Source organism: Pseudodesulfovibrio thermohalotolerans, assembly GCF_021353295.2.
Taxonomy (GTDB): Bacteria; Desulfobacterota; Desulfovibrionia; order Desulfovibrionales; family Desulfovibrionaceae; genus Pseudodesulfovibrio; species Pseudodesulfovibrio thermohalotolerans.
Genome location: NZ_CP120635.1, coordinates 713834 through 737440, shown reverse-complemented (window position 1 = coordinate 737440; position 23607 = coordinate 713834). Strand labels below are relative to the sequence as shown.

Here is a 23607-nt window from a genome sequence, read left to right as displayed (position 1 = left end):
TTTGAACATAATCAAGCAGAATTTTGCAATTGTATGACCATGCCACAAGAGTGGCGGGTCTCGCAATTGGAATAACGGGGACAACCTAATTGTCGCAAGCCGTCGGCGGCAGAATGACAGCCGACACGCCGTCGATGCCGGTCAGTCGCTCCAGGTCCACCTTGTCCGCCGCTGTCGGGGGAATGAACACGGTCCCCTTGAAGCCGTTCTCGACCAGATGCCAGAAATCGTCGGGCGCGACGAAGGCCACCTCGCCCGAACACAACGCCCGCAGCCCGTCGAGATCGCAATCCTCCCGCCCGCCGAGGACGAGGCAGGAGTCGCCGCAGGAACTGCCGTACAGCAGCGCCCGGGCGGAACCGAGTACAGCGGCTTCGTCCACGGGCTTGACGAGAGAGATGTCCCCCACCTCGGCCTCAGTCCCGCTCAGGGCGGTGATGACCAGAATGGGAATGTCGCGGGTTTCCGGCATGGCCCGCAACCGGGCGATGGCCTCGCAGCCGTTCATATCCGGCATCATGATGTCCATGGTAATCAGATCGGGCATTGCCGAACGGGCCGCGGCCACGGCGTCCTGGCCGTTCCGCGCCTCGCACACGGCGAATCCCTGCTCCTCGAAAACCTGGGAAAGATATTCGAGCAGGGAGGGATCGTCGTCCACCACCAGAATCAGCGGCGAGGTCCGCGCCTCCTTCACCACCTCGCCGCAAGCCCGGCAAACCGCGCTTTCCACCCCGGGCAACGGGGCCACGGGAGCTTCGCCGTCAGACTGGGCTTTCGCCTCCGCCACAGGGATGGTGAAGGTGAAGACGCTGCCCTTGCCGACATGGCTCTCGGCCCAAATGGAGCCGCCGTGGCGTTCCACTATCTGGCGGCAGATGGGCAGTCCCAGCCCCGAGCCCTCGGGCTTGCCGGTAAGGGTGTCGCCCACCTGCCTGAACTTGTCGAAAACCATGCGCAGATCGTCCATGTCGATGCCTGCCCCTTCATCCTCCACCGAGACGCGCACATAGTCGCCGTCGCGCCCGGCCGCGCACCGGATCGTTCCCCTGTCGGTGAACTTGACCGCGTTGGACAGGAGATTGACCACAACCTGCACCAGCCGGGCGCGGTCGCCCCGCACATCCGGAAGGCCGTCCTCGACGACCGTTTCCACGACAAGCCCCTTGGCCTGCCACAGACCAAGGGTGGCCTCCACGGATTGCTTCAGGACCCCGGCCATGGACACGCGCTCGTCCCGCCACCGGATTTCCCCGGCCTCCATGCGGGCGATATCCAGAACGTCGTTGATAAGCTCGGTCAGCCGCTCGGCCTCGGCCACGATGATATCCATATTGCCGCGCACCTGGCTGATGGGCCTCTCCACGCCCTTTTGTCCGGCGAGCAGGGGGAACACGGCCTGCTCCAGCTTCTTCCTGATGATCTTGGAAAAACCGAGCACAGAGGTCATGGGAGTCCGCAGCTCGTGGGAAACGGTGGAGATGAAATCCGTCTTGAGCTGGTCCAGCTCCTTCTCCCTGGAGATATCCCGAACCAGGAGCACCCCGCCCATGCACTGACGGGCAGGCTTCTCGGCAAAAATGGACGAGCCCACGGCCTTGCCCGTCCGTCCCCGGGACAGCGGAATTTCGGCGGCCAGCACCTCGCCGGAGCATCGGCGGATTCTCTCGGCCACGGTCGTGACTTCGACGGGAAAAAATCGGGAGGGGAACTCTCCGCTGCAAGGCACGTCGCCCAAATCGAAAAACTCGCGCATGGCCGGATTGATGACGGAAATCCGTCCGTTCACGTCCACCACCAGCAGGCCGTCCGCGAGGTTGTCGATAATGGCCGAGAGATAGGCCATGTTGTCCCGCAGCTCGGCGGTGGCCTTTCCCACCTCGCTCTCCATCTCCGAGAAGAGCAGGGCCAACTCCAGCCCCATGGATTTCATGGCCCGGCCGAGCACGTCCAATTCGTCCCGGGAGCGGATGTCGATGTCCGCCGAAAAATCATGAGCCGCCAGCCTTCTCGCGTAATCGGTGAGCTGCCCCAGAGGGCGTGAAATTCGCCGCATCATCAGATAGAGAATGCCCACGCACACCCAAAATACGATGAAGAGCAGGCCCTGCATCTTGAGGAGCACCCCCCAGAAATACGCCAGGATCAACTCCCTGCCCATCCCCACGTGCACATGCCCGGCCATGCCCCCCAAAACCGGCGCGCTGACGTCGAGAACCCGCCCATAGGGCTCTATTTCCAGGGAGGTTATGGCGATCTCGTGCCGAAAGCCTTTGACATCGCGCAGCAACGCCGGAAACTCGGGCACGAAGGTGTGCGAAATCACCAGCCCGTCCGCGTCCACCACGAACACGTAGGCCACGCCCTCGATATCGAGATATTGGTCGATCATGGACTGGATCGTGGCCGCGTCGCGGTTGAGCAGAACATCCTGGCTGGCCCCGGCAATGGACTGGGCGATGGCCGTGCCCTTGCTCAGGTACTCCTTGGTCATCATTCCATACAGGGTCCAGGCGGCCAGAACCGAGGTCAGGCCCGAGATGATCCCGAACAGGCAGAACGTGACCAACCCGGTCTTCTTGAACAGGGACATGCCCCTCAAAGTTGCCATGCCCGCCACTGCCCCTCGTCCATGGGCACGAACCTGCCGTCACGGAAAATGGTGAAATAAACGCTGTCCACGCCCTGGTGCCGGTCCGGGCCGAAGCGCATGGGCACGTCGATGCCTATATCCGCCTCGCGGATGGACTCGGCCGCCGCCCCGAGCCCCTGCTCGGGCGCGGAGTCGTACGCCTCCAGGATGCGGGCCATGGCCTTGGCGTTGAGGAACCCCTCGAAACTGGTGAAACTGTAGCGCAGGGGCGCATAATCCCGGTCGGACAGCTCCGGGGCCTCCGGGGCGTAACGGTCCATGAGATCGCGATACTCGCGCACGGCGGGCAGACTCAGATCCTCGTAACTCGGGACCACCTGGGAATTGACCAGGTTGGTCGTGTAATCCCGTCCCCGCATCCGCCCCGCATCGAGCAACAGTTGAAGGAGTTTCTCGCTGCCCACGAAGGACACGTTGGCGATGGGCGCTTCAAGCCCCATGTCGCGGGCGTCCCGGATAAAGGCCGCACAGGCCGCATACGAACCGATGGACAGGATGGCATCCGGATTCGCACGCATGAGAATCTCCACCTGCCGCTTCATGGATTCCCCGAAACGCGCCCCGCGCCGGTAGGTCGCCTCGCCCACCAGACTGAACCCCCGCGACTTGAGCGCCCTGTGCGCGCCGTCCCAGCCGCTTCGTCCAAAGGCGTCCGCCTGATAAAAAACCGCCAACCGCTTGCGATTGAGGCGCAGGAACCGGTCCACCAGACCGGCCAGCTCACTGCGGTAGGAGGCGCGAAGGTTGAACACGTAGCGGCCATAGGGCAACTCGCGTTGCGGTTCAGCCCCGGAAAAAGGAAAGAAGAGCAGCTTCCTGCGCCCGGAATATCCCTTGAGAAGGGGCAAAATGCGGGTCACGGTGGGGGTGCCCACGTAATTGAACAGGCAGAGCGGTTCCTCCCCCCGCAGGAACTCGATGGTGTTGTCGATGGCCGGGCCGGGCTGATAGCCGTCGTCCAGGATGCGGATGGAGACCGGCTTGCCGTTGATGCCGCCGTGCTCGTTGAGATAGTTGAAATAGGCCATGGAGCCCCGGTAAAGCTCCACCCCCAGGCCGTCGCTGGAGCCGGTGAAGGCCGCTGACATGCCGAGAACGTAGCGCGCCGTGTCCTGAGCCCGCGCCGTCGCGCCCGAAAGCGCCAGACACAGGACAATCAGGGTCCACACACAACGCGCCGCGCCTGACTTCATGCAAGCTTCCCCTGGATCATCATACTCCCCTGATCCTCCCAACATATTTTGGTTTACCCGTAACATGTTCATTACATGTTGAAAAGATTGTTTTAATCACTTTCTTCATTCAAATGTCCCGCCCCCACAACTCCTCCCCTCCCCCGCTCCCGGCCCGCCACCGACCCCGTCCCACCCTTGCCAAGCCAAGGCATGTGCAGTAATTCAACGAATCCATGCAAGACGCCCGGCGCGCCATGCATTTCCGCGCCGCCCCGCCGTCCTGCACCGAAACCATCCACCAGGAGTACACGACCGCCATGTGTGGTATCGCCAGTTTCTTAAGCAATAAAAAATGGTTGGAGACGCCGGACATCGACTGGCTCTTCTCTCTCGACGCAGCTTTCACTGAAATCCGCGAAACCCCGGACCTTCTCGACGCCGCCAAGCCGCTGGATGAGCTGGCGGAGCGGTTCTACGACCTCATGTCCTTTGGGCTGCACATGCGGCTCGTGAGCGATCCCGAGGCGTTGCGGGCGCTTTCGTCCATCCGGGACACCCTCCGGAACCTGCGCAACGCGGCTGCCGTGAAGCTGGAGCAGGGACCGCGCACCGACGAGCTCGAAGGGTTGCGCGAGACCCTGGACGACTATTTGTGGCAGATCGAGCAGGAGGTCCTGGTCAACAGGGACCGCACCCTGTCGCTCATGCCCGGCGACTTGGCCGACGCACCGGACGCCCGCGACCGGCATTTCCTGGCTTGGGGAGCCGAGCAGGTCCTCCAGTCCATCGACAAGCTCGAAGTGCGCGGCCGCGACTCGGCGGGCGTGGCCCTGGCCTTCATCCTGCCCGAGGGCGCGGACCCGGAGCTGGCCCTGACCGCCGAGCAGAAGCAGAAGCTGGCGGACCGCTGCTCCATCGGCAACGCCGACACCCGGCAGGTGCTGGTGCGCAAGCTCGCCGACGGCCGGACCGCCTGCCGCTTCCTCTACAAGGTGGCCCAGCTCGTGGGCCAGCTCGGGGACAACGGCGCGGCCCTGCGCGACTTCATCCGGCGCGACGACCTGCTCTGGACCATGTCCGAGGGGTTGCAGACCCTGAATATCATCGCCCACACCCGCTGGGCGTCCAACGGCATCATTTCCGTGCCCAACTGCCACCCCGTGGACGGGCTGGTCGAGGGCGACATGTCCACCGGGCTGGAAAAGACCATGTTCGTGCTCAACGGCGACGTGGACAACTACCGCACCCTGGTCGAGGAGTCGGTCCTGGCCAAGGGTGCGCTCATTCCGCCCGCCATCTCCACGGACGCCAAGATCCTGCCCGTGCTTTTCCACCTGGGCGTGGAGAACAAGGGCGACGCCGAGGAGCGGTTCCGCAACGTGCTCAGGCGGTGCGATGGCTCCCTGGCCGTGGTCATGCAGAACCTCAATGATTTCGACTCCCAGTTCCTGGCCCAAAAGGGGTCGGGCCAATCCTTCTACATCGGCAGGACCCGGGACGGCTGGCTGGTGGCGAGCGAGGCCTACGGCATGGCCGCCCGCGCCCGCTCCTCCTTCCCCGTGGCCGTGCACAGGCAGGGCGGCGTATCCGTGGTCCTCAAAGACACCGACCCCGAGGACGCCATTCCCGTGGCCCGGTACCTGGACAACGGCGAGCCCGTCGAGCTGGCCGAGGAAAAGATCGAGATTTTCTCCAGGGACATCTTCCGGGGCGAGTTCACCCACTACATCGAGAAGGAAATCCACGAGGCCCCGGACTCGGTGCGCAACACCCTGCACGGGAAATATCTCAAGAAGAACGGCGGGGTGGAATTCCTGCCCGAGGGATTCGGGCACGGCCCGGCCCTGGTGGAACGGTTCCGCGACACCGAGCATCCCATCCGCCGGATAATCTGCGTGGGCCAGGGCACGGCCGCCGTGGCCGCCATGGCCGTGGCCCAACTCCTGCGGCGCACCCTGTCGGGCACGGGCATATCCATCGAGCCGTACACCGGCTCGGAGCTGATCGGATTCATGGGCGAAGAGCGCATGGACGACGCGTTCCTGATCCCTGTGTCGCAGTCGGGCACCACCACGGACACCAACCGGGTGGTGGACCTTTGCCGCGACCGGGGCGCGTGGGTCAACTGCATCGTCAACCGGCGCAACTCGCCGCTGGTGCAGAAGTCCGACTCGTACATCTACACCTCCAACGGCCGCGACGTGGAGATGGCAGTTGCCTCGACCAAGGCGTTCTATTCCCAGATCGCGGCGGGCAAGCTGCTGTCCCTGTGGCTGGCCGACATCCTCGGCACCCTGGACCGGCCCGCCATTCTCGGCGAGATCGAGTCGCTGGAGAATTTGCCCGGCCGCATCGACCGGGTGCTGGAGACCAAGGAGGCCATCGCCGAAGTGGCGAGGAAGTTCGCGCCCGTGCACCGCTACTGGGCGCTGGTCGGCAACGGCTCCAACTGCGTGGCCGCCCAGGAAGTGCGCATCAAGCTCTCGGAATTGTGCTATAAATCCATCCCGTGCGACGTCACCGAGGACAAGAAGCACATCGACCTGTCCACCGAGCCGCTGACCCTGGTCATGGCCTCCGACCTGCCCGAAATGGTGGTCACGGACACGGTCAAGGAGACCACGATCTTCAAGGCGCACAACGGTTCGCCCATCGTGTTCTGCGCCGAGGACGAGGACCGTTTCGACGCCGTGGCCGAGGCGACCATCAAGGTGCCCCGCGTGGGCGGCGGCCTGGATTTCGTGCTGGAGACCGTGGCTGGCCACTGGTGGGGCGTGTCGGCGGCCAAGGCCATCGACGCCCATGCCGAGCCCTTCCGCCAGGCCCGCGCCCTCATTGCGGAGATGCTTGAGGACACGGCCCGGTTCGACCGGGGCAAGCTCCTGGTGTCGCTGAACAAATGCAACGAGCGGATCGCCTCCGGGGCGACGGATTCGGCCCTGCCCGCCCGCGTGGCCTCGTCCCTGGCAAACTATATGCTCTGGCTGGTCAACCAGTCCGAGGCCATCTGCGCCACCGAAGCGCGCCTGGCCGACATCCTTACGGTCCTCAACAAGGCCATCGAGGAAATGACCCGCCCCATCGACACCATCCGCCACCAGGCAAAAACCGTCACCGTCGGCATCTCCAGGCCGCAGGGGTAGACGGACGGACCAAAACAACGGCAAAGGCCGGGCGCGAGCGCGTCCGGCCTTTTTTACGGGCAGCCTCGGCCCGGCCCGCACCGATTTACTTCCGCCATCCGATCGGCTAGCATTCGATCGTCCGGACTTCCGCCACGAAAGCCGGACGGTCCCCCGAAACCGCTATCCAAACGCGCTCGGCCGCACAGCCGGGACGCTGTACGAGGCTCCCATGCAGATGACCGTCACCACTCCGGCCCTGCTCTTCCCCGCAATCTCCCTGTTCATGCTCGCCTTCACCAACCGCTTCCTCTCGCTGGCGGCCCGCATCCGCACCCTTCACGACGAATACCGGCGTTCACCGGACAAATCCATCCTGGCCCAGATCGACAATCTGCGGACGCGGGTACGCATGATCCGCCACATGCAGGTCTACGGCGTCCTGTCCATGCTCGCCTGTATCTTCGCCATGGTCTGCATTTTCCAGGAATTAATGCTCGCAGGGCAAATCCTGTTCGGCGCGAGCCTTCTGTTCCTGATAATCTCCATGCTCTACTCGTTTCTCGAGATCCGCATCTCCATCCAGGCCCTGGACATTCTCCTTCAGGACATGGAACAACGCTGATCCGACAGGCTGTCGGACAACACAAAAAAAAAAGGCCCCGGACAACTGTCCGGGGCCTTTTGCAAACGCTTTTCGGCGGGCTAGATATACAAGGTCTTGAAATTCTGTTTAACGTCGGGGAACCGCTTGAAATCCTTGTACTCCCCGGCGGCCTTTCCCATGTAGCCGACCAGTTGGGAGACCATCTTTTCTCGCGGGACCTTGCGGCTCCAGGACTTGACCACCAAATCCCCGCCGGTCTGCAACTCCACGGCGAAGACGAGCACCGTTGACGGGGTGATCTCGTCCACGCGCCCAACGGTGTCCACCGTGAGGATCACGCCGGTAAACGTGTCGCGATATCGCTCCACGGCCCGGTTGATGTCCTCGACCTCCCGGTCGGACAACGCCAGCCGTTCGAGGGAGACCATCCCTCTTACGGAGACCATGCCCGACAGACCGTGTTCCCGAGAAACGCTCTTGAACAAATCCGTCTGGAAATAAACCAGTCCGCCAACGGCTACGAAAAAGAAGAAGACTGCAAAAAAGCCGACCGGAAAGCGCCTCCCGGAGCCTGCGCTCTTCGTCATAATAAACAAACCGCCTTAATTCAATTTTCCCACAGTGAAAGGATGTGGAAAACCTACCTACTTGCTACAGAATTAAACCATTTCGAATATATTGGCAACGCTTTTCACGGAAAAGGCGGGTCTGTCCGATTTCCGGCCGATTAGGGACAACGTCCCGTACAAAATTGCGAACAACGAACATAAAATTAATGAATTCTTTATTAATCAAGCGGTTAAACGAACATTTCATCCTTAACTGTTGTCGGAAACTTCGCAATGTTGTATATTCCCGCGCATGGTGGACAAAAACGTGCCCGAACTCCGCATCTCGGTAGCCCAGCTCAAGCCGGGCGTCTTCATCCGGCTGGAAGAAACCAACTGGTTCGAGCACCCGTTCCTTTTCAGCAGTTTCAAGGTCAGGGATGACGACCAGATATCCCTCATACGAAGCCTGGGCATCACCCATGTGATCTGCATTCCCGAAAAATGCGACGTCCTGCCCTCCGTCCCGGCCAAGGCCGGGGAGACGGCCCGGCCCGAATCCGAGCCCGTGCCGCGCGAGGTCATCGACCGGCTGTGGGAGGTCAAGAAGGAGCGCACCCTCAGGCTGAAACGGAAGAAGGAGCGCATCGCCCTGTGCGAGGAACGCTTCAACGCCTGCATCAGGGCCTTCAACGACATCCTCAAGGGCGTGACCGCCGGACAGGCCGACGCGGTCGCCGACGCCGCGCGCTTCGTTTCGCGCATGACCGGCTACTTTCTGGACGACCGCGAGTCCACCCTGCATCTGATGAACGTGATGGACCGGGGCGAATCCGCGTACTCGCACCCCATGAACGTGGCCGTGCTGTCCATGATCGTGGGCAAGGAGGCCGGGCTCTCCGAAGAGGAGATGACCATCCTGGGCCTGGGCGCGTTGTTCCACGACATAGGCAAGGACCGCATCCCGAAGAAAATCCTGAAGAAACGAGGCGAACTGACCCGGCCGGAAAAGGAACTCCTCGAACGGCACCCCGCCCACGGCGCGGCCATGCTGGCGGCCATCGACGTCTTCCCGCGCAAGGCGGCCATGGTTACGGCGCAACATCACGAACGCATGGACGGATCGGGTTTTCCCCAAAAACTTGCCGGAGACAGGATAGACAGGCTGGCCCGCGTGGTCGCCATTGCCGACGCCTACGACAACCACTGCAACCGGCCCGATCCCATGGAGTCCCTGACCCCGTACCTGGCCTTGTCCTACATGTTCGGCCAGCAGAAGCACCTCTTCGACGTGGAGCTGCTCGCCCTGTTCATCCGCTGCCTGGGCGTGTACCCGCCCGGCACCGTGGTGGAGCTGTCCAACGGCGAGGTGGGCATGGTCATGGCCGTGAACCCCAAGAACCAGCTCAACCCGAGCGTCATGCTCTACGATCCGGACGTGCCCAAAAAGGAAGCCCTCATCGTGGACCTGGCCGACGAACCGGACCTGCGCGTGGAAAAATCCATCCGCCTGGCCCAGCTCTCCCCGGAAATGCTCGAATATCTCTCCCCTCGCACCCGCATCACCTACTACGTGAACCCCGCATAGCCGGACCGAAACGCGCTTAGTCCCGTTTTCCCCGAATCCACGCGGCGTTATTCGCCGGACAGCAGGCGGCTGATGGACGCCATCAGGTCGTGCTTGAGGATGGGCTTCATGATGAAGTCGCCGATGCCGATGTCGCGCAGCCGGTCGTAGGACACCGCGTCCGAGAAGCCCGTGCACAGGATAATCGGAATGTCCGCGCGAATCTTGAGGACCTCGCGGGCAAACTCCATGCCGGTCATGTTGGGCATGGACTGATCGGTGATAATCAGGTCGAAGTCGTCGGACCGGAATTTGAAGGCTTCCAGCGCCTCGATGGAGGATGTGCGCGCGACCACCTGGAATCCGAAGGACTCCAGCATCTCGCGGCCGATGTCCGTGAGCGGCTTCTCGTCGTCCACGAACAGGATGCGCCCCTCGCGGAACACGAGGTCGGCGGGAATGTCCGCGTCCGGGCGAGCCGTCTCGGAACTGCGCGGCAGAAAGACATGAAAGGCCGCGCCGCTGCCCGGATGGTTCTCCAGCTCCACGTAGCCGTCGTGACGCTTGACGATGCCGTGGACCATGGCCAGCCCCATACCGGTTCCCTCCCCCTGCTTCTTGGTGGTGAAGAAGGGATCGAAGACGCGCTCGGCCACATCCGGGGCGATGCCCGGCCCGGTGTCGGCCACGGTCATCCGCACGAACCGCTCGGCCTTGCCGAGATCGCCGGGCGGCAACACCGGATCGTCCGGCCGCACGTCGGCCAGGGTGAGGGTCACAGCTCCGCCCGTCACCTGCATGGCCTGGGAGGCGTTGCCGCAAAGATTGAGCAAAATCTGGTGCATCTGGGTGGGGTCGGCCATGACCTGGTCCCGGTCGGTTTCGAACCGCGTGATGATCTCCACGTTGGAAGGCACGCTGGACCTGAGCAGCTTCAACGCCTCCTTGATAAGCGGAGTGAGGGTCATGGAGTGCCGCTCCTGTGGCCCCTGCCGGGAGAAATTGAGTATCTGGGTGACCAGATCGCGCGCCCGGCGGCCCGCCCTGGATATCTCCCGGATTCGCCGCTCCAGGCCCGAATCCGGCTCGGCGGACGATTCGATGATCTCGGCGTAGCCCAGAATGACGCCCAGGATGTTGTTGAAGTCGTGGGCAATGCCCCCGGCCAGGGTGCCGAGCGCCTCCATCTTCTGGGACTGGCGCAACTGCTCCTCAAGCCGCTTGGGCTCGGAGATGTCGAAAAGATAGCCGCGAAGTTCCACCGGATCGCCCTCGACGCCGGCCACCGTGTCGCAACTGACCAGGAGATGTCGCCTGAGCACGCCGCGCGTGAAAACCACCTCCTGGTTGGACATGCGCCCGGGAACGGACAGCAGGTCGCGCAGGGGCTCGCCGCCCCCGGCCCGCTCCCACAAGTCGAAGATGTTCGCCCCCAGGGCGTCCTTGGGAGAAAGGAAATCGAACATCTCGGCAAAGGTTGCGTTGCAGTCCAGAATGCCGCCGTCCGGGTCGGCCGCGAAGTTGCCGGTGATATTCCGTTCGAAAAGCAGCCGGTAGCGTTTCTCCGAGGCCTGCAACTCGCGCAGTACCGCCGCTCGCTTGGCGATGTCCAGCCGCAGCCGCCGGTTGGCCGCATTGAGTTCGCTAGTCCGGGCCTCGACCTTGCTCGCCAGGGTCTCGTTCAGGTCCCGCAGCCGATTTTCCGCATCCCACTTGGACCCGAGGGACAGGGCGATCTGCTTCAGCTCCGGGGAGCGGAACGGTTTCTGGACGAAGAGCAGCTTCTCGGGCGGCTGAACCCGCTTGTTGAACTCCTTGAGAGGAACGCTATGACGGGCCGAAAGGAGCACTATCTCCACATTCGGGTCCAGGCTCCGCAGGCTCTCGGCCAGTTCGAGGCCAAGCAACGCCTCGCCCAGATCGGAAAGATGAATGTCGACGAGCGCGATGGAGAACGGCTCGCCCCTGGCGATGGAGTGTTCCATGGCCATATACCCGCTCTCGGCATCCATTGCCTGGACCACTTCGAAAACCGGCCGGATCGCGTCCTCGTCGATCTCCTCCCGGGACGGCAGGCGCGCGTCGTCGCCGAACAACGCCTCCAGGGCCGACGGCTCCTCGCTCTCGTAGCAGAGGATATCGCGGTAAAGCATACGCATGGACTCGTCATGGTCCACGGTGAGAACGCGGAAGCGGTTGGTGCGTTCGGCCAAATTGTGTCTCCCCGGTCGGTTCAGGCCCGCAACGTGCATCATGTCCTGCGATGAAACATACGGAAATCCACCGAAAAAGGGAAGGTTGAACCACGCGGCGGACACCCCGGAACGGTCGGCGTCCGCCAGCCTGTCCGGGGTGTCGTGTGGACCGGTGCCTTTAAAGGCCATTGATCGAGCTAAAGCTGCGCAGAAGCGGCGGGCATGGAGTCCGTGCGCTCGAAGACCTGCGCGTGATCGAGGTTCAGGATGGCCAGCACGTCGGCGCGTTCGGCCCTGGCCTGCCTGGTCGTGGCAAAGTTGCCCACCAAAACGCGGTACCAAACGCCCTTGTCGCCGAGATCCACCTGGTTGATCCAGGTCTCGAATCCCTGTCTGCGAAGCTCATCGCAATGGATGACGGCGTTCTTGCGGTTGTTCCAGGAGCTGACGTGCAACCCGTAGGACTTCGGCCGGGAAGTTATTTTCTCACCCCCGGAACCCTGCTCCTTCACGGCCGCCTCGACGACCTTGGCGGAGGGGGAAGGCGAGCCTGCGGACGCGGGAGATGCCGCAGGCTCGCCGGGGTTCTGCTTCGGGTCGGGGAAGGACTGACGAAGCAGAGGGTTCGGGGTGGAACCACTGAGTTGGGTGCCGGTCTCCTGAAAGCGGGCCGACAGTCGGGCGCGCTTCAGGTTGTCGGCAGCCTTCACGTAGTAGCGGGGGGACAGCTCAAGGGCCTTCTCGAAATACGGCACGGCCTTGCCCGGCTGATTCTCCGTCAGCAGGACGTACCCGAGATTGTTGTTGGCCTTGGCTTCACCACCGGCGTACTTGAAGGATTCGATGGCCTCGTCCAGGCGGCCCATGCGGGCCAGGGCCAGACCGAGGTTGTTGTAGGTGCGGGCGGAAACGCCCCCGTTCTTCAATGCCCGGCGGAAGGTTTCCACCGCCTTGTCGTACTGCTTCCGGGCGATGTAGACCACGCCCAGATTGTTGTAGATATCCTCTGCGCCATTCCCGTGATGCAGTTCGAGAGCGGCGGAAAATTCTTCGGCGGCCTTGTCGTACCGGCCTGCGCGGTCATGGAGGATGCCCAGGAAGTTATGAGCCCTCCAAAGCATGGGGTTGAGGGCCACGGCACGGCTCAGGTGCGTCTCGGCCTCGTCGTACAGACCGGCCCGGAAGTACACGCAGCCCGCTGCCTCGTTGGCGATGGCGTGGTCTGGGTTCTTCTTGAGAACCGCGTTGAATTCGGTCAGGGCCTGTTCGTCCAGCCCCTGGGAGAGCAACAGGTTGCCACGCTTGACGCGGGCCACGAGATTGTTTTCGTCAAGCTCGATGGCCTTGTTGAAATGAACCATGGCCATTTCGGGCTTGGCGCGGCGGAGATAACCGTCGCCCACCTGCTCGTGCTGTTCGCTGGACAGGTTGACCGAGGACTCCTCCCCGTACGCCAGTTCGTCGAAGGTCTTGTCGTTGAGGGACTTGTTCGCGCAACCGGACAGGGCGATCCCGGCGAAAACGACGATTGAGATGATGAAAAGCTTCTTCATTTTGGTTCTCCTTTACGGTTCCGCGCTACTGTTTGTTCATCTCGACGAACATATCCAGGCTCATGATGACCGCCGGTCCGAGGATGGCCACGAACAGGGACGGAAGAATGAATGTCACGAGCGGCAGGAGCAGCAGGACCGGCATCTTCGCGGCCTTTTCCTCGGCGCGCTGGGAACGCTTGACGCGCATGGCGTCCGAATAGACGCGGAGGGTCCGGCCGACGCTGATGCCGAAGGCGTCGGCCTGGATGAGCAGGGAGGTCAGGCTGTTCAGGTCGTCCAGCCCCACTCTTTCGGCCATGGAGCGGAGGGCCTCTATGCGGGACTTGCCCGCGCGAAGCTCCAGGGTGAGCAGCTTGAACTCGGAGCTGATGATCGGCCCGGAGGTCTTCATTTCCTGGCAGACGCGGTCCACGGCCTGGTCCAAGCCCATGCCGGACTCCACGCAAACCACGAGGAGGTCGAGGGCGTCGGGCAGCTCGTCGCCCACGTCCATCTTGCGCCTGGAGATCTTCTTGCTCAGCCAGTACTCTGGGCCGTATACGCCGACGGCGGCCAGAAGGACGAAGCCGAAGCCGGTCGCGGGCAGGGCCATGTCGGGCATGAACAGGAACCGGAAAAGAAGGAAGCCACCGCCCAGCCCCACGGCCAGGAATCCCTTGAGGCCCTGGAAAATCTTGTAGGAATCGGCCTTGCGCAGCCCGGCCTGGATGAGGCGAAGGCGACCCTTGTCGATCTCGGCGGCCTCGGTGGGGCCGATCTTGGTGCCCAGCCTGCCGAACAGGTCCACGAACCGCTTTATTGCGCTGCCCAGCGGCGCGGTCAGGGCGTCGGAACGCTTGACCGCCGTGCCCGAGACCCGCTCCTTGAGGCGCGCGGAGTCGCTTGCGCCGCTCAGGTAGCCCATGAGTCCGTAGCCGGCCAGGAGCACGGAGACGAAGCCGATGCCTGCGGCGAACAGGGGAAGAATCTGATCGTTCATGCCGTCCTCCCTACACCTTGATCTTGATGATCTTGCGGATGATGAGCGCGCCGAAGACCATGGAGATGAGCGCTGCCCAGACCATGTTCTGGCCGAGTTCCCGGGTCCACAACAGGCTGACGTAGTCCGGGTTGACCACGTACAGGATGCCGGTCAGCAGGAACGGCAGGGCCACAAGGATGTACGCGGACACCCGCCCTTCGGCCGACAGGACCCGAATCTTGCCGAACAGGGCGAACCGTTCGCGCACCAGGGCGGCGATCTTGGCGATGATCTCGGCCAGGTTGCCGCCGGTTTCGCGCTGAATGTTCACCGAGACCACGAAGAACTTGAGGTCCGGGCAGTCCACCCGCTCCTGCAGGTTGGAGAGCGCGCGGTCCACGTCCATGCCGTAGTTGATCTCGTCCAGGGTCTTGCCGAACTCGGGGCCGATGGGACCGTCGAACTCGTCGGCGACCATGCGCATCCCGCCGCCGAAGGTGTGTCCGGCCTTGAGCGCCCTGGCCATGAGATCAAGGGCCTCGGGGAGCTGCTTCTGAAACCTGTCCATGCGCTTGCGCTTCTTGGCCATCAGAAGCCAGACCGGGATATTGCCGAGCATGATGGCCGCGGCCAGCGAAACCCACACCCTGCCGGAGAAGGTGCCCGCGTAAAAACCGATGACCGCCAGCAACATGCAAAGCAGCAGGTACATGCCCGGCGCGCCCTTGGCGTCGGCCTGATACATGAGCCTGCTGAACTTGGCGGACCAGCGCATACTTTCGAGGAACCTGTTGAACATGGGCACTTCGCTCATGGCGGATTCGCGCAGGACCAGGTCCACGGATTCGGCGTTGAGATCGGCGGACAGGGCCATGGAGCGGAGGCGGTCCTTGACGCGGCGGTCGACCTTGTCGGAGCCGGACTGCATGAGCGAGCCGATGCCCATGACGAGCAGGAAGACGAAAACCACGCCCACGGCGGCGATGAGAAGAGTCATGGTCATGGCTTACTCCTTCCTCGCGGGCCTGGGGGTCACGTTGAACATGTCCGTGGGGAACGGGAAGCCCATGCGTTCCAGCTTCTCGGCGAACTTGGGCCGGATGCCCCTGGCGGTGAAATACCCTTCGACCTTGCCTTCCGGGCTCACGCCGGTCTGCTCGAAGGCGAATATCTCCTGCATGGTAATCATCTCCCCTTCCATGCCGGTCACTTCCTGGATGGAGATGACCTTTCTGGTGCCGTCCACCAGCCTGGTGGCCTGGATGATGACGTCGATGGCCGAGGAGATGTAGCGCTTCATGGACAGGGGGTTGAGATTCAGCCCGGCCATGGAGATCATGGTTTCGAGACGCATGAGCGCGTCGCGCGGGGTGTTGGCGTGAATGGTAGTAAGGGACCCGTCGTGGCCGGTGTTCATGGCCTGGAGCATGTCCAGGGCCTCGGCGGAACGGACCTCGCCGACGATGATGCGGTCGGGGCGCATACGCAGGCAGTTCTTGACCAGGTCGCGCATGGTGATCTCGCCGCGCCCCTCGATGTTGGCCGGGCGGGTCTCCAGACGGACCAGGTGTTCCTGCTTGAGCTGCAACTCGGCCGCGTCCTCGATGGTCACGATACGCTCGTCCTCGGGCACGTTGCGCGACAGGCAGTTGAGCAGGGTGGTCTTGCCCGAGCCGGTACCGCCGGAGATAAGCACGTTGAGCTGGGTCTGGACGATGCCCTTCATGAGCATTGCCATTTCCGGCGTCAGGGAATTGAAACCGATGAGATCGGTCACTTCCAGCGGGTCCTTGGAAAATTTACGGATGGAAAGCGACGGGCCGTCGATGGCCAGGGGAGGAATCACCGCGTTGACGCGCGAGCCGTCGAGCAGGCGGGCGTCGCACAAGGGCTGGGATTCGTCGATGCGCCGTCCCACCAGGGAGACGATGCGGTCGATGATCTTGCGCAGGTGGTCGTCGTCCTTGAACCGGGCCGGAGTCAATTCCAGCTTGCCAGAACGCTCGACGTAGATCTGCTTGTAGCCGTTGACCAAAATATCGTTGACCGTGGGGTCCTGAACGTAGGGCTCCAGCGGCCCCAGGCCGATGACCTCGTCCTGGATCTCGGCCAGCATCCGCTTGCGCTCGGCCAGATTCAAAGGCGCGTTGCGGAACTCGCCCCAGAGCAGTCCTTCGGTGACCTTGCCGATCTCGCTGCGCATCTCGGACTCGGCCAGGGAGTCCAGGAGCGAGAGGTCGATCATGTCGATGAGCCGGTCATGAATGCGGGTCTTGATGTCGAAATAGTGTTCGGCCGCCTCGGCCTTGACGGCCTGGGGCTCGGCCTTCGCCTTGATCTTGACCTTGGCCTTGGGCTTGTCCGTCGCCTTGGAGGCAGCGGACGCGCCGCGCCTTGCCGCGTTCCTGTTCAATCGTTCCGCGAGGTTCATAAGGCCGCTCCCGCCAGATTGTCATTGGTGTCCGAGTCCTTGCCTTTTTTGCGGAAGAATGAGGCGAACGGCAGGCCGAAGCCCTTGCCGGTCTTCTTCCGCTCGGGCGCAAAGCCCTTGGCGACGGTCCGCACGGCCTTGGCCGAGGGCGACTTGGGAAAGGCCTGGATCAGCGGAGTGCCCTGGTTGATGGCGGAAAGAACGGAGTCCCCGTCCTCGGGAATGGACCAGGCTATCTCGCGGCCCAGGACCTCGGCCGCCTCGGCAATACCGATGGAGGCGTTACGGGTCACGCGGTTGGCGATCACGCGAAGCCGCCGATCCGTGTCCGGGTCCTGGCCGCCGAGGGATTCGGTCAGCCGGGCCACGTGGGCCAAACACGGCAGGGAGAGCTGCATGGTCAGCAGGATGGAATCCGCCAACTCCACTTCCTTGGGCAGATCGTCGTCGCCGGGGGTGGAAGCGTCCACCACCACGAAGTCATACGCGCCGCGGAGCTGTTCCAGAATAAGGAGCAGGGTCTGGTCGTCGGGACGGTCCGTGGAGACCGGACCGGGCAGAACGTGCAAGCCGGATTCGTGTTCGGAAATGACGCTGCGCAGATAGGTGGCGTCCAGACGGGAGATGTCGACCACCAGGTCGCCCCAGGTGTAATCGTATTTGAGGTCCAGGAAATAGGGAATCTCGCCCATGGGCTGGCGGAGGTCCAGGAGCACCGTGCGGCCGGGGGCGTTCTCGTTCAGGGCGCAGGCCAGGTTCACGGCCAGGGAGGTGGTCCCCACGCCGGGCTTGCAGCCCATGACGGTGAGGATGCGCCCCTTGTCCGTTTCGTCCACGCCCAGGCTCATGCGCATGGCCGTGCGCAAAACCGCCGCGCGCAGGTCGTTCTCGGCCACGGGAAATTCGAGATATTCGCGGATGCCGCTGCGCATCGCCCGGATGAGAATCTCGGGGTCCGCCGCGTTGCCCGTCAGGTAGACGTCTTCGGCCTGACCGGACTCCAGGGCGTGGATGATGTGCGGCATGTCCTCCTCGACGGAGTCGCCGGGCTCGTAGATGAGCACGCCCATCTCGTCCGAATCGTCGGCGGCCAGCCGAACCATGGGATTGGCGGCGACCATCTTTTCCAGACGGTCCCGCTGCTCCTTGTCGATGACTGCCAGCGATATGGGTATCACTCTGCTGTTCATGATTCCCCCTTTCCCCTATCCTTGCCTATTCGGTCCCGACAACCACGGCATTCAGGCCGTCGTCTTCCCCGCGGGACCGCATGTTTTCAAACAACGTCCGGCCGTTGCCGGGCGGATGGGACTTCGGAAGCATGGCGATCAGCCCGCGCCCGTGTCCGAAACCGCCCCTGCCGGTCACAGCTTCGTATCCACCACGCCGAACATGGACGGTCTGTTCCGTTCGGTCTTGTCGCGGGGCCCCTTGTTGTAGTTCTCCGCCACCTTGGCGGCGTAGCGGCCGTCCAGGCCGACCACCGGGGCGTCATCCTGCCCCGCTTCGGGGTTCGCCGTCTGGCTCAACATGATGCCTCGCACCGAGCTGCCGAAGTCGGGCGTGGTGTGCTCGGCCTCGAACATGGTTCCGCAACCGGCCTGGAGCATGATGGCGATCATGCCGAGGTAGATGATGATATTTTTCATGACTCCTCCAATCTCTCTATTGAGGCCAGGAGTGGCCGAATTCGCCGTCGAATCCGTTTTCAGGCCGGACCACGACCTCGGGACCAGCAGGCGAACCGCCGGACATGGACGAGGACTTGTCCGAATGCTTTCCGCGCCCTTCGAAAAGGCCCATCAGATAGAACTCCGTGTCGTCCGGGGCCCGGAAATCATCGGTGGGCAGGGTCATGGAGTTCCTGTCCACGGGCTTGGCGAGATGGGCGGTGACCAGCACCACCAGCTCGGTCTTGTTGGAAGCGAAGTCCTTGGAGCTGAACAGGCTGCCGAGCACGGGAACTTCGCCCAGCACCGGGAACTTGCTGCTGTTCTCCCTGAGGGAATCGCTGATAAGTCCGGCGATGGCGAAGGACTGCCCGTCGCCCAATTCGACCACGGTGTTGGCCCGGCGGGTGGTCAGGCTGGGAATCTCGTAACCGTCGATGCTCAGGACCTTGGAATAATCCAGCTCGGAGACCTCGGGGTTGACCTGAAGGTTGATGCGGCCGGTGCCCATGACCGTGGCCGTGAACTTCAGTCCGATGCCGAACGGCTTGAAGACAATGCCCACGGTTCCCAAGGCGCCCGGCATGGGCAACGGAATCTCGCCGCCCACCAGGAACTCGGCGGATTCGCCGGACACGCAGGTCAGGTTCGGCTCGGCCAGGACGCGGATCAGGCCATTGGCCTTGAGCGCGTCGATCATGCCCAGAATGGAGGTGTTGCCCGTGCGGTAATTTCCGGTGAAGTTGATGTTCTCGGTCAACTCGAAGACATCGTCATCGGTATTGTATTGAGTCAGGTTGTTGATGATGGAGTACACGGAAAAATTGGAGCCGATGGCCGCGAAGTTGATGCCCAGCCGCCTGGTCGCGGAGCGGGACATCTCGGCCACGCGCACCTCCAGCATGACCTGCTGGATGCCGTCGACGGTCAGGAGGTTGACCACCTTGCCCGGTGCGGCCGCTTCGGCCAGGGCCAGGATCGACGAGAGGTTGGCGGTGTTGGACACGTACCCGGACAGGGTGATGACGCCGCCGGAGGTCAGCACGCGGACGTTGTTCTCATTGGGAAGCAGCTCGTAGATCATCCGCTTCAGGCGGGTGGTGTCCGGGTCGACGGACACGTCGTAAATCTCCGAGACCTCTTCACCGGCCCACAGAGTCAGGGTCGTGGACCCGATCTGGTTGGCGGTCAGGTAAATCTGCCGGGGCGAAATGACGACGATGGAACAAATGACGTCCGAGGCGAGGGAAATCCGGCTGACGTTCTTGTCGGTGGTGATAACGGTGGACTCGCCGACGATCATGGAGATCATGTCAGGCTTGTCTGACTTGACCACCTGGGCTCCGGCCGCGGTGGCGGTCAGCAGAACCAGACAGGCAAGAAGAATTATCAGGCTGTAATGTATGATTCCGGTTTTCTTCATCACTCACGCCCCTAGAACTTGACCGACGAGCGGTTTGTGCCGGTGATGACTTCGATATTTACGCTGCGCCGGGTCTGGCGAACCTGCCGGGTGGGCCGCAGGGCGGCCAGGGTCTTGGGCACCGTGGCTCCGTTGGTCCGGACATCCGATTCGTCCTGTTCGTTTCGAAGGGCGAAATGCAGGGTTCCCTGGGTCGCGGCCAGGGCGAGCCGCTCGGACTCGGTCGGGGTCAGCTCCAGGGTGTAGACGTCCACGGAAGCGGTCCTGCCGTCCTCGGTGGGCGGAGCCAGCTCGGTGCCGGTGGCGATGACCTTGACCCGCTCCAGGACCAGCTTGGTCACGGGCTTCTCTTCGCGGCCGATGGTCATGGAGACGATGACGTCCACGTTGTCGCCGGGACGGACAAAGCCGGACAGGCCCATGACGCTGTTGCCCTTGACGGCCATGGCGCGCTTGCCGGGAGTGATGAGCGCGGACACGCCGCCGCCCATGACTGACTTGTCGGCCAGCTTCAGCGGGGTCAGGACATCGCCCATGCCCACGGGCTGATTGAGCACCCGGCCTTCGATCTGCGCGAGTTCGGAGAAGGCTCCCGAGGGGCGGGAATCCTTGGTGAACATGCGGACCTCAAGCATCTCGCCGGTCAGCTTGACGCCGCGAATCAGGTCGGACTTGGCCACGACCACGGGCACGGTGTCGTTCACGGCAGTCGGAACGGTCTTGTTCATGGTGCTGGTCCAGCGAAAGATCATGACGCCCGCCACGATGGCCAGGACCAGGGCCAGCCCTATCTGAATCAATGCCTTGTTGGACTTGCTCATGGCGGCCTCCATTAATAGCCGGTGTAGACGGAGCCGGTGAGCCAGGCCTGGAGGCCCATGGCGACGACGGTTCCGACGGCGATGGCCAGGCCGTAGCACAGTCTCGGCATGGCGTTTTCAGCGGTAACGGGGGCGAAATCGAATCGGCGGCTGACCATGAACACGGAAAAGGTGGCCACGATGTTGCGCAGGACCCGCTTGAGAATTTCCGGATTGAAAGCGAGAACCGCCAGGGCGTAGACGCCGCCGGCGATGCAGGTGAAGAGGAAGGCGGTCAGGGTCGCATCCAGGCCGAGCCATGCGCCGATACCGGCCATGAGCTTGACATCACCCGCTCCCATCACGCCCATGAAATATGGAATGGCCATGGCCACGAAACCGAGTGCGAAGCCGCCGGCGGCGAACTTCAGTCCGGCAAAGCCGCCGAACACGGTGTGCGTGGCGAATCCCGCGAGGATGAGCGGGAACGTCAGCCAATTGTATATGCGCTGGGTTTTGAGATCGGTGACGGTGGCCGTCACCAGGGCGGTCGCGAGCGCGATGATGATGAGAATATCCATGGTTCCCCCGAGGTGCCTGATTGGCCGCTTGCCGTCCCCACTTCCCCTGGAGACAGAATCGGGGCTAACGGGACCATCCCGAAAGCCCCGGTTCGGCTGCTCTGGCTGCTTCCGTTAAACGGTTAGCTTTGTTCCGCGAGACCTACTGGACAGTAGCCTCGGACATCTTGGTCTTAATGAATTCGAAGGTGGAGACCACCTGGTCGCCGAGGGCGGAAGTGGCGGTAACGATACCGGCGGCGATCAAGGCTGCGATCAGGCCGTACTCGATAGCGGTTGCGCCTTCTTCGTCACGGATGAGGTTCATCAGCTTCGTCATTGTCGTTCTCCTTGGTTTGCAAATTTTGCTTTTTGAAATTTTGTGCCTTTCAGCACCAGCCACGCCCACCATTCAGCAACCCGTGTGCCACAACGAAAACCGCGTCGAAAAAAAGTTCATAGTCGACTGCAATCACGGGAAATATTTTTTACACTGTTGCGCACAGCTCTCCAAAGGCCCTTTCACGGCCCCTCTTCCAACGGGCCAAATCCACTAATCGTGGACCACCGCCACGCATTGTCGAAGGCTCACCCCCTGGATATCCCTTTAAAAACAACAGGTTAATTGATCTATTTTTAGTGGACCATCTTGTGCAGACTTTGGCAACACATTGATTTCAAGGCATAAAAAAGGGAAAATCCCTGCGAAGAGGGATTTTCCCGGGAGTAGACGAACCACAAAATGTGGATGCCGTTATGCGGCAGACTAGACGGAAAATGCGCGGACAGACTCGGCTACATTCTAATTCTTGAACAATATCGGATTGATGCCGTGTTTTTTGAGTTTGTTCCAGAGGTTCTTCGCGGACACGCCAAGGGCGGACGCGGCCTCGGTCTGGACCCCGCCGCACGCTCTCAGGGCGTTCTGGATGAGGGTCTTCTCATATTCCGCAAGGGCCTTCTTCAGGGGAAGCCCTTCGCCCGTGGGCAGGTACGCGGCGTTGTCCGCGGCGGGTCGAGCGTTGGAAAAGGCTTGGTCCACCTCGGCCGGGGTGATCCGGTTGGAGGTACAGAAGATCGCGGCGCGCTCCACGGCGTTGGCAAACTGCCGGACGTTGCCCGGCCAGTCGTAGTTGAAGAATATTTCCATGGCCTCGGACGAGACGCCCGCGATATCCGTGCCGAGCCGACGATTGGCGCGGTCCAGGAAGAACTCGGCCAATTGCGGCAGGTCGGACTTGCGCTCGCGAAGGGGGGGCAAAATCAGGGTGGCCACATTAAGTCTATAGTATAGATCGCTGCGGAACCCGCCATCCCGGACGCGCTCCTCCAGCTCCTGGTTGGTGGCCGCGATGATGCGGACGTCGTAGTGGATGGGCTTGGCCCCGCCCACGCGCTCGGCCTGTTTCTGCTCCACGGCGCGCAAAAGCTTGGGCTGGAGATGCAGCGGCATGTCGCCGATCTCGTCGAGCATAAGGGAGCCGCCCTTGGCCAGCTCGAACTTGCCCTGCTTCATGGACGTGGCCCCGGTAAAGGCCCCTTTTTCATGGCCGAACAGCTCGGATTCTATGAGAGTTTCGGGAATGGCCGCGCAGTTGATCTTGACGAACGGAGATTTTGCCCGGGAACTCAGGGCATGAATGGTGTCCGCAACCAGCTCCTTGCCGGTGCCGGTCTCGCCCATAATGAGCACGTCCGCATTGAGCTCGGCCACCCTGCTGATGCGCTCCTTGACCCCCATCATGGGCGCACTGTGCCCGATGATGTTGTTCAGGGGGCTGGAACCGCCGTGACGCTTGAGTTCGGCCAGCTCCGTCTGGAGAAGGCGCTTCTCCAGGGCGCGGCGGACCACGACGGCCATCTCGCGCAGGGAAAACGGCTTCTCGAAATAATCATAGGCTCCCTGCTGCATGGCCGTTATCCCGGTCTCCTTGGAGCCGAAGCCGGTCATGACGATAACGTCCACGCCGGGGGCCACATCGGCCAGATGACGCAGGGCTTCGAGCCCGGACATGCCGGGCAGTTGGATGTCGTGCAATATCAGCTCGAAGGCGGTTGTCCCGGCCTTCTTGATGCCTTCCTCCGCGCTGGCCGCGGTTTCAACCGCATAGCCGTTCTCGACCAGCGCCTCGACCAACATGCCCTGAAAGGCACGGTCGTCGTCGACCACAAGAATTCTTTCGCCCACAGGTCTGCTCCCTGATGGTATTCTCCCCCGCGTGCCGGAACCCTACAGGAATCGGGGACGATTATCCACAAAAAATAGATATCATGAACCGCTCAGTCTCCGTCCATACGCCCATCCACCCCTTCCGTAAACTTTTTTATCCTTTTAAAAC

General features: G+C 62.5%; 18 protein-coding genes. 3 read left to right on the top strand and 15 right to left on the bottom strand.

Annotation, left to right across the window (positions count from 1 at the left end; translation table 11 throughout):
- Positions 1–85 precede the first annotated feature (85 nt).
- Positions 86–2611 (bottom strand): ATP-binding protein, encoded by a 2526-nt coding sequence (locus LF599_RS03350; RefSeq protein ID WP_279522287.1) that lies wholly within the window; start codon positions 2609–2611, stop codon positions 86–88.
- Positions 2599–3822 (bottom strand): ABC transporter substrate-binding protein, encoded by a 1224-nt coding sequence (locus LF599_RS03345; protein ID WP_279522286.1) that lies wholly within the window; start codon positions 3820–3822, stop codon positions 2599–2601. The genes LF599_RS03350 and LF599_RS03345 overlap by 13 nt, the downstream gene beginning before the upstream one ends.
- Before the next feature lie 239 nt (positions 3823–4061).
- Between LF599_RS03345 and LF599_RS03340 the strand changes: the two genes are divergently transcribed.
- Complete coding sequence (locus LF599_RS03340) at positions 4062–6971, top strand: SIS domain-containing protein (protein WP_279522285.1); 2910 nt, start codon at positions 4062–4064, stop codon at positions 6969–6971.
- A 211-nt stretch (positions 6972–7182) separates the two neighbouring features.
- Positions 7183–7575, top strand: a complete 393-nt coding sequence (locus LF599_RS03335) for a DUF2721 domain-containing protein (RefSeq protein WP_269942850.1) — start codon at positions 7183–7185, stop codon at positions 7573–7575.
- Between the two features lie 80 nt (positions 7576–7655).
- Here the strand turns inward: LF599_RS03335 and LF599_RS03330 are convergent, their stop codons facing one another.
- Positions 7656–8003 carry a hypothetical protein gene (locus LF599_RS03330; RefSeq protein WP_279522284.1) on the bottom strand — a complete coding sequence of 116 codons (348 nt, stop codon included), beginning with the start codon at positions 8001–8003 and terminating at the stop codon, positions 7656–7658.
- Between the two features lie 430 nt (positions 8004–8433).
- Between LF599_RS03330 and LF599_RS03325 the strand changes: the two genes are divergently transcribed.
- Entirely contained in the window at positions 8434–9693 is a 1260-nt protein-coding gene (locus tag LF599_RS03325) for an HD-GYP domain-containing protein (protein WP_279522283.1), read from the top strand.
- 47 nt (positions 9694–9740) lie between these two features.
- On the opposite strand, the gene LF599_RS03320 is transcribed toward LF599_RS03325, so the two are convergent.
- From LF599_RS03320 to LF599_RS03265, 12 genes are all read right to left on the bottom strand, one after another.
- Positions 9741–11885 carry a hybrid sensor histidine kinase/response regulator gene (locus LF599_RS03320; RefSeq protein WP_319023430.1) on the bottom strand — a complete coding sequence of 715 codons (2145 nt, stop codon included), beginning with the start codon at positions 11883–11885 and terminating at the stop codon, positions 9741–9743.
- Positions 11886–12064: 179 nt separating this feature from the next.
- Positions 12065–13420, bottom strand: coding sequence for an SPOR domain-containing protein (locus LF599_RS03315; RefSeq protein WP_279522282.1), 1356 nt, complete (start codon positions 13418–13420; stop codon positions 12065–12067).
- Positions 13421–13445: 25 nt separating this feature from the next.
- Positions 13446–14402 (bottom strand): type II secretion system F family protein, encoded by a 957-nt coding sequence (locus LF599_RS03310; protein ID WP_279522281.1) that lies wholly within the window; start codon positions 14400–14402, stop codon positions 13446–13448.
- Between the two features lie 10 nt (positions 14403–14412).
- Positions 14413–15387: a type II secretion system F family protein gene (locus LF599_RS03305; RefSeq protein WP_269942842.1), complete on the bottom strand. Its 975-nt coding sequence runs from the start codon at positions 15385–15387 to the stop codon at positions 14413–14415.
- A gap of 3 nt (positions 15388–15390) precedes the next feature.
- On the bottom strand, positions 15391–16815 hold the full coding sequence (locus tag LF599_RS03300; protein ID WP_279522280.1) for a CpaF family protein: 1425 nt from the start codon (positions 16813–16815) through the stop codon (positions 15391–15393).
- Positions 16812–18005, bottom strand: coding sequence for an AAA family ATPase (locus LF599_RS03295; protein WP_279522279.1), 1194 nt, complete (start codon positions 18003–18005; stop codon positions 16812–16814). The genes LF599_RS03300 and LF599_RS03295 overlap by 4 nt, the downstream gene beginning before the upstream one ends.
- A gap of 174 nt (positions 18006–18179) precedes the next feature.
- The gene (locus LF599_RS03290; RefSeq protein WP_279522278.1) at positions 18180–18464 is read right to left on the bottom strand and encodes a hypothetical protein; all 285 of its coding nucleotides are present in this window, start codon (positions 18462–18464) and stop codon (positions 18180–18182) included.
- A gap of 16 nt (positions 18465–18480) precedes the next feature.
- Positions 18481–19908 carry a type II and III secretion system protein family protein gene (locus tag LF599_RS03285; RefSeq protein ID WP_279522277.1) on the bottom strand — a complete coding sequence of 476 codons (1428 nt, stop codon included), beginning with the start codon at positions 19906–19908 and terminating at the stop codon, positions 18481–18483.
- 11 nt (positions 19909–19919) lie between these two features.
- On the bottom strand, positions 19920–20729 hold the full coding sequence (gene cpaB, locus LF599_RS03280) for a Flp pilus assembly protein CpaB (RefSeq protein WP_269942837.1): 810 nt from the start codon (positions 20727–20729) through the stop codon (positions 19920–19922).
- A gap of 11 nt (positions 20730–20740) precedes the next feature.
- Positions 20741–21289 carry an A24 family peptidase gene (locus LF599_RS03275; RefSeq protein WP_279522276.1) on the bottom strand — a complete coding sequence of 183 codons (549 nt, stop codon included), beginning with the start codon at positions 21287–21289 and terminating at the stop codon, positions 20741–20743.
- 142 nt (positions 21290–21431) lie between these two features.
- Positions 21432–21608 (bottom strand): Flp family type IVb pilin, encoded by a 177-nt coding sequence (locus tag LF599_RS03270; protein ID WP_269942835.1) that lies wholly within the window; start codon positions 21606–21608, stop codon positions 21432–21434.
- 462 nt (positions 21609–22070) lie between these two features.
- The gene (locus LF599_RS03265; RefSeq protein WP_279522275.1) at positions 22071–23456 is read right to left on the bottom strand and encodes a sigma-54-dependent transcriptional regulator; all 1386 of its coding nucleotides are present in this window, start codon (positions 23454–23456) and stop codon (positions 22071–22073) included.
- Positions 23457–23607: the final 151 nt, after the last annotated feature.